The sequence below is a fragment of the Bradyrhizobium sp. SZCCT0231 genome (assembly GCF_018130245.1).
Lineage (GTDB): Bacteria > Pseudomonadota > Alphaproteobacteria > Rhizobiales > Xanthobacteraceae > Bradyrhizobium > Bradyrhizobium japonicum_F.
On sequence record NZ_JAFCKP010000004.1, the window covers coordinates 162,051 to 174,587 of the forward strand.

The following is a 12,537-nucleotide window of genomic DNA, read 5'->3' on the forward strand; positions in this document are numbered from 1 at the left end:
CCCTAAATCCGAGCGTCGATTACGCGGTCAAGCAAGCCGGCGCTACCCGACCAAGACGCGACCGGTACCCGCAAAGGACATTGAGACCATGGCCAACACCACTTCCGCCAAGAAAGCGACGCGCAAGATCGCCCGCCGCACCGCCGTCAACAAGTCGCGCCGCACCCAGATGCGCGGCGCCGTGCGCACCGTCGAGGAAGCCATCAAGACCGGCGATCGCGCCGCTGCCGTGAAGGCACTGGCGACTGCCGAGCCCGCCTTGATGCGCGCCGCCCAGCGCAACATCATTCACAAGAACAACGCCAGCCGCAAAGTCTCGCGCCTCACCGCGCAGATCGCCAAGCTCGCCAAGTAATCTTGCCAAGTAATCTCGCGAAGAAATCGCGCGAAGAAATCTCGCAGCATCATCTGATCGGTCGATCCGGTCAGTGCGTCAAACAGCCCGGCATCGCGCCGGGCTTTTTTGTTGACTGTCATATTCACGCAAGCAGTCACGCGAAGCTCGATCTTCGCTTGGACGATTTGCATCGTCTGCGTTATTCTTCGTCCCGTAGTTCTACCGGACGGTGTACTGCAACAGCGCAAACTTCACCGCGTTGCAAAAACCCCTGTGCTGCGGGCTCGAATTGAATCGGCAGCCGAGGAGCGTTCTGCACTCCGTAGATTCACCGGATGTGTGTCACGGTGGAGTTACCCTGCAAAACGAGTCTCGAAAAGCGATGACTCAATAATCACTTATCAACATAGCAGCGACAAGCATTTGGAAAATTCGCTCACACGTCGAGCGCGTGACGAATTTGTAAAAAAATTTTGGCGGTGGCCGAGAATTGTCACATGACGCACGGCATTCTCGATTCTGTGCACGGATTCAAAAACTTGCTTCGCAGCCTGTGAACAAGTCGCGCGCGGCGTTAACCGAGGTCAAGTTTTTTGGTGGCTCAAGTGTGAATCAATTTCGTTGCGAGTCTTTCCGCTTAGTGTATTCCTTAAGTCGTCAGCGGCGCCCACGATCTTCAGACCAGCGCGGTTTAGGAAACGGGGCGGGCGTGCAAATCGGCGGCGGTGTGCACGTAGGCGACGCTTCAACAAGCGATGTCGGTTCAAAACCCATAGCAATATGGGAATGGTAGCTCTTTGTCTGAATGTCTCCAAGCGGGATCTTCCCGCTCGCGCCAAGCGCATATGAGAGACATCGCAACGCTACCCCGGCGCCGCAAGGTGGCGAAGTCGAGCGGACGACCAGTACATTGGGCAGGCATCCGCGACAGGAGTACGGCGCGGTTGTCTTCAGGACACGCAGGACCTTGTCGTGGGCGATCACGGCAGGACGGGGAGGTATCATGTCTTACGGACTCAACGCGGTATTGAAGCACGTTTCCTATTCAAGCGATGCCGTTCCAGCTCCGTCGGATCTCCAGCCCCCCGCGTGTGACGGAGCGCCGAGTACGCGCTGACCTCGCGACCCCTCCATCTCTGACATCGCTGATCTGACCTGCGGCGTTCGCGCCGAATGGTCGAGCCATGCCTGACGATGGACTCGCTCGAGGTCGCGCCACTTCAGGGACCGTGGCAGGAACCCTGCATGGCGCTCACAACGCAACTATATCTCTCAAGAGAAGTTTTCTGACTATGACAATGGAACAGGATCGCTGGTCACGCGTGAAGGGTCGGCTGCGCTCGAGCGTCGGCGAGGACGTCTACACCAGCTGGTTTGCACGCATGGATCTCGAAGGCGTGCAGGACGAGAGCGTGCGGCTGTCGGTGCCGACGCGATTCCTGAAGAGCTGGATCCAGGCCCATTATGCCGAGCGCGTGCTGTCGTGCTGGCAGGCCGAGATGCCGGAAGTGCATCGCATCGACCTCACGGTGCGTTCGGCCGTGCGCCCGGTGGTGCAGGCGAAGGAAGCCCCCGCGCCAATCGAGACGCGACGCACGCCGACGCCGGAGCTGCGCTCGACCGCGACCGCGCCGGTCTCGGCCAATCACGACGCGCTCGGCGGCTCGCCGCTCGATCCGCGCCTGACCTTCGCGAGCTTCGTCGTCGGCCGCTCCAACACGCTGGCGCATGCCGCCGCGCGTCAGGTCGCCGAAGGGCGTCGCGGCGACCCCGTGATGTTCAACCCGCTCTACATCCATGCCGGCGTCGGCCTCGGCAAGACGCACCTGCTCCAGGCGGTGACCTGGGCCGGCAATTCCGGCAACGAGCGCAAGGTGCTGTATCTCACGGCGGAAAAATTCATGTACGGCTTCGTCGCTGCGCTGAAGACTCAGACGGCGCTGGCCTTCAAGGAAGCGCTGCGCGGCATCGACGTGCTCGTGATCGACGATCTCCAGTTCCTGCAGGGCAAGTCGACCCAGGCCGAGTTCTGTCACACGCTGAACGCGCTGATCGACGCCGGCCGCCAGGTCGTGATCGCGGCCGACCGTCCGCCGTCCGATCTCGAAAGCCTCGATGACCGCGTGCGCTCGCGGCTCGCCGGCGGGCTCGTGGTCGAGATGGGCTCGCTCGGCGAGGAGCTGCGCCACGGCATCCTCAAGTCGCGGGTCGCCGCGGCCCGCGCCCATCATGCGACGTTCGAGGTGCCCGAGGAGGTGCTGCTTTATCTGGCGCGCACCATCACCCATAACGGCCGCGACCTCGAGGGCGCGATCAACCGTCTGCTCGCGCATTCCAAGCTCAATAACCGGCCGGTGACGCTGGAGATGGCCGAGCACGAGGTGCGCGACCTGGTGCGGCCGCAGGAGCCCAAGCGGATCAAGATCGAGGACATCCAGCGCGTGGTGGCGCGGCAGTATAATGTCAGCCGCTCCGACCTGCTCTCCTCGCGCCGCACCGCCAACGTGGTCCGCCCGCGCCAGGTGGCGATGTACCTCGCCAAGACGCTGACCCTGCGCTCGCTGCCCGAGATCGGCCGCCGCTTCGGCGGGCGCGACCACACCACCGTGCTGCACGCGGTGCGCAAGATCGAGGCGCTGGTCTCCAAGGACACCGCGCTGTCCGAAGAGGTCGAGTCGCTGAAGCGCCAGCTTCAGGAATAAAGGCCTATTTCTCTCGCGCGGGGGTGACCGCACCCCCAAGTCGCATCGGAGACCGTCATGCCCGGGCTTGTCCCGGGCATCCACGTTCTTCGGACGGCCGACCAAGACGTGGATGGCCGGGACAAAGCCCGGCCATGACGCGTGCGGAGACCTCCATGCCCGGCGAGACGTTCAGCTCGTCGCGGAAACATCGGTAAATCGTGGGGAACTGCCTCCAATCCCTTGAATCCGGGGGCCATCCGCGCCACCTTGCGCGACCCTGACAGCTTTGGTCATATCGGCTGGATGATCCGGCTTGGTCGGGGTCTTCGGTGCCGTGGCGCGCGTCCCGCCGCCCGGCCTTCTCAACGCTGAGTTTTCCTTGGGGATCGGGCGAGTAGTGCAATGAAGGTTACGGTCGAACGCGCGCAACTCCTGAAATCGCTGGGCCACGTCCACCGCGTGGTCGAGCGCCGCAACACGATCCCGATCCTCGGCAACGTGCTGGTCCGCGCCGAGAACGCGAAATTGTCACTGAAGGCGACCGACCTCGACCTCGAGGTGACGGAGACGCTGCCGGCGGAAACCGCGACCGCGGGCTCCACCACCGTGCCGGCGCACATGTTCTACGACATCGTCCGCAAGCTGCCTGACGGCTCGCAGATCGTGCTGGAGGCCGACGGCGACCGCGCGGTGCTGGCGATCCGCGCCGGCCGCTCCCGCTTCACGCTGCAGACGCTGCCGGAGAATGATTTTCCGGATCTGGCCGCCGGCGACATGTCGCATTCGTTCAATCTCGCCGCCAAGGACGTCAAGCGGCTGATCGACCGCACTCAGTTCGCGATCTCGACGGAGGAGACGCGCTACTACCTCAACGGCATCTACCTGCACGCCGCCGGCACGGCGAAGGCCGCGACCCTGCGCGGCGTCGCCACCGACGGCCACCGCCTCGCCCAGCTCGACCTGGTGCTGCCCAAGGGCGCCGAGGGCATGCCCGGCGTGATCGTGCCGCGCAAGACCGTCGGCGAGGTGCAGCGCCTGATCGAGGACACCGACGCCGAGATGACGATCGAGCTGTCGCAGGCCAAGATCCGCTTCACGATCGGGAACGTCGTGCTGACCTCGAAGCTGATCGACGGCACCTTCCCCGACTATGGCCGCGTGATTCCGCAAGGCAACGACAAGGAGCTCGTCGTCGACAAGAAGGATTTCGAGAACGCGGTCGACCGCGTCTCGACGATCTCGAGCGAGCGCGGGCGGGCGGTGAAGCTGTCGCTGTCGGCGGGCAAGCTGGTGCTGTCGGTGACCAATCCGGATTCCGGCAGCGCGACCGAAGAGCTCGAGGTCGAATACGCCGCCGATGCCCTCGATATCGGCTTCAACTCGCGCTATTTGCTCGACATCGCCGCCCAGATCGAAGGCGACGTCGCAACGCTCCGCCTCGCCGACCCCGGCTCGCCCACCCTGGTGCAAGACCGCGACGACAAGAGCGCGCTGTACGTGCTGATGCCGATGCGGGTGTGAGGGACGCTCTCTCGGCCCCCCGAGGAAAACGTAGGGTGGGCAAAGCTTGCGCCGTAGCTCGAAGAGCGAAGGCGGAAGTGTGCCCACCATGCAGCGGCACGGATCGCGGCGAGACGTGGGCACAGCGCACACAGAGCGCGCCTTTGCCCACCCTACGGCATGCTCCCGCAAAGGGGAGAGCGCGCGCCCATGACGAATAGCCCATGACCCCCTCCCGCATTCATCGCCTGACGCTGACGCATTTTCGCAATTATCGGGCGGCGGGGCTCGAGACGACGGCCGACATGGTGGCGCTGGTCGGGCCGAACGGGGCGGGCAAGACCAATTGCATCGAGGCGATCTCGTTCCTGTCGCCGGGCCGCGGCCTGCGCCGCGCGACGCTGGAGGATGTCGCCGACAACCAGGGCGACGGCTCCTGGGCGGTGTCGGCGCAGGTCGAGGGCGCGCTGGGCCTCGCCACGCTCGGCACCGGCATCGACGCGCCGCGCCCCGACAGCGCAGTCAGCCGGCGCTGCCGCATCGACCGCGAGCCGGTGGGTTCGGCCAGCGCCTTCGGCGACCACATCCGCATGGTGTGGCTGACGCCGGCCATGGACGGGCTGTTCATGGGGGCTGCGTCCGAACGACGGCGCTTCTTCGACCGCCTGGTGCTCGCCATCGACAGCGAGCATTCCAGCCGGATCAACGCACTCGAGCGCTCCTTGCGTTCGCGCAATCGCCTGCTGGAGACGCGCAATTACGACGACCATTGGTGCGACGCGATCGAGCGCGAGACGGCGGAGCTTGCGGTCGCGGTCGCGGCCACGCGCGGCCAGACCGCGGCAAGGCTGACCGGCATGCTGAATGCGCGCGCGCAGGCCTCCGCCTTCCCCTCGGCGCAAATCGCGCTCGACGGCTGGATGGAGAACGCGCTGCTCCAGGAGACCGCAACCTCGGTCGAGGACCGCTACCGCCAGATCCTGCGCGACAACCGCCCGCGCGATGCGATCGCCGGCCGCACCACCGACGGCCCGCATCTCACCGATCTGCAGGTCGTCTATGCGCCCAAGAGCATGCCGGCGCGCGATGCCTCCACCGGCGAGCAGAAGGCGCTTCTGATCGGCCTCGTGCTGGCGCATGCGACGCTGGTCGCCGAGATGACCGGCATCGTGCCGCTGCTGCTGCTCGACGAGGTGGTCGCGCATCTCGATCCGAACCGCCGTGCGGCGCTGTTCGAGGAGCTGAAGAAGCTCGGCGCGCAGGTGTGGCTGACCGGCGCGGATCCTGCCGCCTTCGCCGAGATCGGCGCAGGCGGCGAAGTCTTTGACGTCGAGAGCGGACGAGTCTCGGCCCGACGCTAGCCTCGCGCATTGAACCCGCCCGTTTGCGGCCGCGACTAGCTGCTTGTGGCTGCAAGAAGCGGCCCTCGCGCAGGATTCAGACTGGCGCGATATCCTTCGCGATATCCTTGGAGCGTGAGCATGGCGACGGCGGGGCGTGGGGCGCAGGCTCCGGCACGATGGCAACTTATTGCGTGCGGCCTTGCTCTCGTCGCAAGCTGCCTGCTCGCGGCAAGCGCCGGCGCCTTCGTGTCTACCCTGCCGCCGCTGTTCTCGGCCGCGCTCACGCTGGATCCCGCTGCCAAGCTGCCCGCACCGACCCGCTACAGCCATCGTGCGATCCACACCACGGTGATGCCCGGCATCGAAGCTCCGCTCCGGACCAGGCTCGAAGCGCGCGTGCCCGCAGCGCTCAGCGACGTCCTCGCGTTCTATCGTACCGAGCTTCGGAAGCTCGGTTGGCAGGAACGGCAGGATGACGCGGTGGTCGGCGCCGATCACGCGCGCCTCGCCTTCCTCTCCCCGATCGGGCCGGCCGCGCTGGAGCTCGACCGCAAGGACGGCAGCACCGCGGTGCAGCTCGTGCAGAAGAATTCGGAGGTCGCGGCCCGGGCGAACGTCCTGCCCGAACCCGGCCAGGCCAAGCTGGTGTTCAGCAACATCGGCGAGACCGAAGCCGTGCTTGCGATCAACGAGCGGACGATCCCGCGCCCCGCCGGCGCAAATGCCGTCGCGCTGGACCTCGTGCCCGGCAAATACGCCTACGGACTGAGCGTGCCGGGCCGCACGGCCACCACGAACATGCTCACCGTTGCAGCTGGCGATACCTGGGAGCTCACAGTCGGGCGCGATGGAGAGGCGTGGCCACCGCTCCAGCTGTATTGAGCCCTGTCGGCTGTTCGCCCACCGCGCCTGTTGAACCTGGCCGGTTCCTGTCGCGACTTCTCGTCTGAGGCCGCGCCGATGGTGTCGCAGCCTGCAATTGCGCGGGCATGACGACGCGCCAAAATCCGGGAGTTTCGACGATGCCGATGATCCGGCGCGGGGCGCAAGCCCCGGCAAGATGGCTGCTGCTCGCCTGCGGCGTGCTCGCAATGGCGCCTGCCCCACGTCCCGCGAGCGCAGCCGACGAGGGCATCGTCGACGTCCATACCCTGCCGCGGCTGGATGGCGCGGTGGAGGACACCTCGCGCCCGGACACCTACCGCGTGACGTACACCGTGCCGACCGCGGTTGCCGCCACGTCGGAGGCTACGAAGAAGCTGCTGAGCGCGGACGGCTGGGTGCCCTATGTGTATCCGCTGGACGAGCAGAGCACCGCGCTGACTTTCAAGAAAGGGCGGCAGGGACTGCGCATCTCCTTCACGCAGGCGCGCGGGCGCCCCGACCAGTCCGCCGTCTCCTACACGCCGAACCGGATCTATTCCAACGTGCCGTTTCCGGGCGGCGCGACCGAGCTCGTGTTCGACGAGACCCGGCCCTATCTCGGCTGCATCGCGCCCGGCGCGCTCGATGCGACCGCGGAGTTCTTTGCCAAGGAGATGGCGGCGATGGGATGGCGCAAGCTCACGCCCGAGACGGCGGCGCGCTGGCCGAACGCCGATCTCGGCGGGGCGGTGCCGAACGGCGTGCGCGTCTTCTACGACCATCCCGACGGCGACACGACGCAATTCTACAAGCGGAAGCCGGCGATGCTGACCCTGACGCGCCGCGACGACGGAAGGACCAATGTCGAGATCCGGGTGGCGCCGTTCGCGCTGCCGGAGGTGCTCGAGGCCGACGATGACATGGCCGGCCTGCCGCGGCCCAAGCCGACCAAATCTGCGCGGAGCCTTGGCAGCGCAAGCTCCAACAAGCGCGAGATCTCGGCCGCCGCGATGGCCGAGCTGCCTGCCGTGCGCGCCTTCTATCATCGCGAGCTCGCCGCGCGCGGCTGGCAGGAGGATGGCAGCGCGCCGCTCGCACCCGGCGACGAGGTCGCGATCAAGATTTCCTCGGCGGAGGAAACCGGCGTGCTGCGGCTCGGCCGCAAATATGATTTCACCATGATCAGCCTGATCGCGCAGGTGAAGGAATCGGCGCTCGCCGCCCGCGCCAAGGCGAAGAAGGAGGCCGACGAGAGGTTCCTCGGCGATGCCTTGGGTGCGGCTCAGCAGCTCATTGCTGCCGATGAAGCCCGGCGCAAGACGCAGGCCGCCTCCCTGTCCGATGCGCCGCTCAATGCACGCGCCGACAGCAAGACGCCGGTGCCGCTGCCCGAGACCGCACAAGACGTGACGTTCGAAGGCGGCGACGGCAGGCTCGAATTCTCGTCCACCTCGAGCGTGAAGGCGCTCAGCGCGTTCTACCGCACCACACTGAAGAGTGCGGGCTGGAAGGAGCAACCCTCCGTCATCAACCAGCCTAACATGGCGGTGATGGCGTTCTCGAAAGGCGGCAAGTCGATCTCGATGACGGTGATGCAGATGGGCCCGAAGGTGAATGTTCGCGCCGACGGATCGGGCCTGGTGACGGAAGCGGCCAAGCCTGCGGCCGGCGCGGAGGTGGAGGTTCAGGCCAAATCCGCCGAGCCGCTCAAGCCCGATCCCGAATCCCAGCTGCCGGTGCCGACGCAGCGTTCGTCGAAATCGCTCGCCACCACAAAGACGCCGGGCAGCGAGACGCCATTGCGCCGCGAGCTGGAAGCCAGCATCCCCGCTTCGCTCGACGAGGTCCTCGCCTTCTACCGTGCGGAGCTGTCCAAGCTCGGCTGGCAGGAAAAGACCGACGGCGCGGCCGTGTCCGCGGAACGCGCGCAGATCGACTTCACCTCGCCGCAAGGTCCCGCCGTGCTCAAGCTCGGCCGCGCCACGGGCGAGACCACGGTCAATCTGGCGCAGAAGAATGCGGAGGCCGCGGTCAAGGCCGACATCATGCCGAAGGCAGGACAGGCGAAGCTCATGCTCGGCAATATCGGCCCGAAGGAAGCCTCGCTCACGATCAACAATCAGACCGTGAAGATCGCGGCCGGCGCCGGCGGCCCGCAATCGCCGAAAGGCCCGATGCTCGACCTGCCGCCCGGCAAGTACCAGTACTCGCTACGCCTGCCCGGACGGCCTGCGCGTAGCGAGTCCCTGACCGTTGCCGCCGGCGAGGCCTGGGGCCTTCTGGTGGGCCCGAGCGGCGACGTGCTGCCGCTGCAGATGTATTGAGGCTGGGCGCTTTCAGATTCGCGGTATCGTCATGGCCGGGCTTGTCCAGGCATGACGACGACCGATGAATACAGCTTAAGGTGCCCGGAACCACCCTTCCTGACCCCGCAAAATCCACACCCTTCGAGGCCCCAAACGGCCCCTCGAATCGCGCTTTTTGCAGCGCCCGAAATCGCCCTTCAAAAGCCTTGAAAACTGGTCAAAAAACCCTATCTGCTCAAAGGGTTGCCGGGAGATACTTTGCGCTAGGCGCAAGCGGTCTTTCGTGGCACAAATAGCCCCGCAAATCAGCGCCTTTTGCGCCGCTGATTCGGGCGACATCTCGAAGGCCTCTCATGACAGAACCTGCTCGGCAGCCCGCTGCCGAAAACGAGCCCTCCAATCCGAGCGAATACGGTGCGGAATCGATCCGCGTGCTCAAGGGTCTCGACGCCGTCCGCAAGCGCCCGGGCATGTATATCGGCGACACCGACGACGGATCGGGCCTGCACCACATGGTCTACGAGGTCGTCGACAACGCGATCGACGAAGCGCTCGCCGGCCACGCCACGCGCGTCGACGTGATCCTCAATGCCGACAATTCCGTCACCGTGCGCGACGACGGCCGCGGCATTCCCGTCGACATCCACAAGGGCGAAGGCATCTCGGCGGCCGAGGTCATCATGACCCAGCTGCACGCCGGCGGTAAGTTCGACCAGAACTCCTACAAGGTTTCCGGCGGCCTGCACGGCGTCGGCGTCTCCGTCGTCAACGCGCTGTCGAGCAAGCTCGGCCTGCGGATCTGGCGCGACAACAAGGAGCACTACATCGAGTTCGCCCATGGCGATGCCGTCGCCCCACTGAAGGTGGTCGGCGACGCCCCGGGCAAGCGCGGCACCGAGGTGACGTTCCTGGCCTCGACCGGGACCTTCAAGAACATCGAATATGATTTCGCCACGCTCGAGCATCGTCTGCGCGAGCTCGCCTTCCTCAATTCCGGCGTCAACATTGCGCTCTCCGACATGCGCCACGCGGTCGAGAAGCGCGAGGAAATGTACTATTCCGGCGGCGTCGAGGAGTTCGTCAAATATCTCGACCGCAACAAGAAGGCGCTGGTGCCGGCGCCGATCATGGTGCGCTCGGAAGCCAACGGCATCGGCGTCGAAGCCGCGCTGTGGTGGAACGACAGCTACCATGAGAACGTGCTGTGCTTCACCAACAACATCCCGCAGCGCGACGGCGGCACCCATCTGGCCGGCTTCCGCGGCGCGCTGACGCGCCAGGTCAACGGCTATGCCGAGGCCAACGCCAAGAAGGAAAAGATCGCGCTCACCGGCGACGACTGCCGCGAAGGCTTGACGGCCGTGCTGTCGGTGAAGGTGCCCGACCCGAAATTCTCGTCGCAGACCAAGGACAAGCTGGTGTCCTCGGAAGTGCGTCCCGTGGTCGAGAACGTCCTCAACGAGGCGCTGCAGGCCTGGTTCGAGGAGCACCCGAGCGAGGCCAAGATGATCGTCGGCAAGGTGATCCAGGCCGCGGCGGCCCGTGAAGCCGCGCGAAAGGCGCGCGAGCTGACGCGCAAGAGCCCGCTCTCGGTCTCCTCGCTGCCCGGCAAGCTCGCCGACTGCCAGGAAAAGGATCCGGCCAAGTCCGAACTCTTCATCGTCGAGGGCGACTCGGCAGGCGGCAGCGCCAAGCAGGGCCGCAACCGCGAATTCCAGGCCGTCTTGCCGCTCCGCGGCAAGATCTTGAACGTGGAACGCGTCCGTCCCGACAAGATGCTGTCGTCAGAGCAGATCGGCACGCTGATCACCGCGCTCGGCACCGGCATCAGCGACGAGTTCTCGGTCGAGAAGCTGCGCTATCACAAAATCATCGTGATGACGGACGCCGACGTCGACGGCGCTCACATCCGCACGCTGCTCTTGACCTTCTTCTACCGGCAGATGCGCGACATCATCGATGGCGGCTATCTCTATATTGCCCAGCCGCCGCTCTATAAGGTCTCACGCGGCAAGTCCGAGCAGTACCTGAAGGACGAGCGGGCGCTGGAAGACTATCTGATCGACGCCGGCCTCGACGATTGCGTGTACATCCCCGGCACCGGCGGCGATCGCTCCGGGCGCGATTTGCGCGCGCTGGTGGACGATGCCCGCGTCGTCCGCAGCATCCTGCGCAACCTTCACAGCCGCTATAACCGCAAGGTGGTCGAGCAGGCCGCCATCACCGGCGTGCTGAACAAGGAAATCTACGGCGATCCCGAGAAGGCGGCGGCCGCGGCGCAATACATCGCGAGCCGGCTGGACACCCAGGCCGAGGAGGTCGAGCGCGGCTGGGTCGGGCAGTTCGTCGAGGGCCAAGGCTTCCTGTTCGAGCGCACCGTGCGCGGCGTCAAGGAAGCCGCCGTCATCGACGATGCGCTGCTCGGCTCGGTCGAGGCCCGCAAGCTCGACGAGTACACGACGAAGCTCCAGGACGTTTACGCCCGCTCCGGCAAGCTGCGGCGCAAGGACGCCGAGCACGTGGTGCACGGCCCGGCCGATTTGTTCGAGGCGGTCACCGACGCCGGCCGCAAGGGCATCACCTTGCAGCGCTACAAAGGCCTCGGCGAGATGAACCCGGAGCAGCTCTGGGAGACCACGCTGAACACCGACGCGCGCTCGCTGCTGCAGGTGAAGGTCAAGGAGGTCGACGAGGCCGACGACATCTTCACCAAGCTGATGGGCGACGTGGTCGAGCCGCGCCGCGATTTCATCCAGGAACACTCGCTGAGCGCGACGATCGATATTTGAGGCGGTTGCCTTTAGGTTTGATCTGTCAGCCAAGCACTCGCTGCACCTCTCCCGCGTGCGGGAGAGGGTCGGGGGTGAGGGCTCTTGGGGTTGTCCCGTTGAGACACCCTCTCCCCGACCCTCCCCGCAAGCGGGGGAGGGAGCACACCACCGTCATGGCGACAGCACCCCTGAACCTCACCAGCCGCCATCGCGACGAAACGGCATGAACCCGCAAGGCCGGCTCCGGCCGGGAAACGCCATGCCATGACCAGCTCTGCGACCGTCAGCCCTGCCCTCCCCTCGCGCCGGCTCGGCATCATCGGCAGCATCGTCGGCGTGCTGGCGCTGGTCGCGGCCGTCTTGCCGCATTGGGTCGTGCCGGCGCTCTATCCGCCCCCGCCGGCTGACAAGGTGATCGTCGACACCGGTCACCGCCTCAAGGACCGCCTGATCGCGCGGGTCAAGGGCGTCGAATATCAAGCGCCGCCGCGCGAGAAATCGACGGGAAGCCAGTTGAGGGAGGCAGCCTCGATCGGCGCGATCTCGCTCGGCCTGCTCGCCATCCTGTTCTCGGTCCTTGCCCTCGTATTCCGCGAGGAGAGGCTGCTGGCCGGCGTCGCGGCCGCGCTCGGGACCGGCGCCATCGCCATCGAGATCTCGTTCCTGGCCATGGGCGTCTTGATGCTGATCGTGATCCTTTATGTGGTGGCGAATATCATCGGCTTGTTCTAA

General features: G+C 65.8%; 8 protein-coding genes. All 8 read left to right on the top strand.

Features of this window, described 5'->3' with window-relative positions; genetic code table 11:
• The first annotated feature begins 88 nt into the window (after positions 1–88).
• The 8 genes from rpsT (at position 89) to JQ566_RS13780 (ending at position 12,537) form a co-directional block, all read left to right on the top strand.
• Positions 89–355, top strand: coding sequence for a 30S ribosomal protein S20 (gene rpsT, locus JQ566_RS13745; protein WP_035704405.1), 267 nt, complete (start codon positions 89–91; stop codon positions 353–355).
• A gap of 1,274 nt (positions 356–1,629) precedes the next feature.
• Entirely contained in the window at positions 1,630–3,039 is a 1,410-nt protein-coding gene (gene dnaA / locus JQ566_RS13750) for a chromosomal replication initiator protein DnaA (protein WP_212372763.1), read from the top strand.
• 384 nt (positions 3,040–3,423) lie between these two features.
• Positions 3,424–4,542, top strand: coding sequence for a DNA polymerase III subunit beta (gene dnaN / locus JQ566_RS13755; protein WP_212372764.1), 1,119 nt, complete (start codon positions 3,424–3,426; stop codon positions 4,540–4,542).
• A gap of 203 nt (positions 4,543–4,745) precedes the next feature.
• Positions 4,746–5,882, top strand: a complete 1,137-nt coding sequence (gene recF / locus JQ566_RS13760; RefSeq protein WP_212372765.1) for a DNA replication/repair protein RecF — start codon at positions 4,746–4,748, stop codon at positions 5,880–5,882.
• 120 nt (positions 5,883–6,002) lie between these two features.
• Complete coding sequence (locus tag JQ566_RS13765) at positions 6,003–6,746, top strand: hypothetical protein (protein ID WP_212372766.1); 744 nt, start codon at positions 6,003–6,005, stop codon at positions 6,744–6,746.
• 140 nt (positions 6,747–6,886) lie between these two features.
• The gene (locus tag JQ566_RS13770; RefSeq protein ID WP_212372767.1) at positions 6,887–9,052 is read left to right on the top strand and encodes a hypothetical protein; all 2,166 of its coding nucleotides are present in this window, start codon (positions 6,887–6,889) and stop codon (positions 9,050–9,052) included.
• A 335-nt stretch (positions 9,053–9,387) separates the two neighbouring features.
• Positions 9,388–11,823: a DNA topoisomerase (ATP-hydrolyzing) subunit B gene (gene gyrB / locus JQ566_RS13775; protein ID WP_212372768.1), complete on the top strand. Its 2,436-nt coding sequence runs from the start codon at positions 9,388–9,390 to the stop codon at positions 11,821–11,823.
• Positions 11,824–12,069: 246 nt separating this feature from the next.
• Positions 12,070–12,537 carry a hypothetical protein gene (locus JQ566_RS13780; protein ID WP_212372769.1) on the top strand — a complete coding sequence of 156 codons (468 nt, stop codon included), beginning with the start codon at positions 12,070–12,072 and terminating at the stop codon, positions 12,535–12,537.

Excerpts from the sequence above, each read along its gene's own strand:
- rpsT (WP_035704405.1), top strand. The coding sequence starts at position 89 with ATGGCCAACACCACTTCCGCCAAGAAAGCGACGCGCAAGATCGCCCGC.
- dnaA (WP_212372763.1), top strand. The coding sequence starts at position 1,630 with ATGACAATGGAACAGGATCGCTGGTCACGCGTGAAGGGTCGGCTGCGC.
- dnaN (WP_212372764.1), top strand. The coding sequence starts at position 3,424 with ATGAAGGTTACGGTCGAACGCGCGCAACTCCTGAAATCGCTGGGCCAC.
- recF (WP_212372765.1), top strand. The coding sequence starts at position 4,746 with ATGACCCCCTCCCGCATTCATCGCCTGACGCTGACGCATTTTCGCAAT.
- JQ566_RS13765 (WP_212372766.1), top strand. The coding sequence starts at position 6,003 with ATGGCGACGGCGGGGCGTGGGGCGCAGGCTCCGGCACGATGGCAACTT.
- JQ566_RS13770 (WP_212372767.1), top strand. The coding sequence starts at position 6,887 with ATGCCGATGATCCGGCGCGGGGCGCAAGCCCCGGCAAGATGGCTGCTG.
- gyrB (WP_212372768.1), top strand. The coding sequence starts at position 9,388 with ATGACAGAACCTGCTCGGCAGCCCGCTGCCGAAAACGAGCCCTCCAAT.
- JQ566_RS13780 (WP_212372769.1), top strand. The coding sequence starts at position 12,070 with ATGACCAGCTCTGCGACCGTCAGCCCTGCCCTCCCCTCGCGCCGGCTC.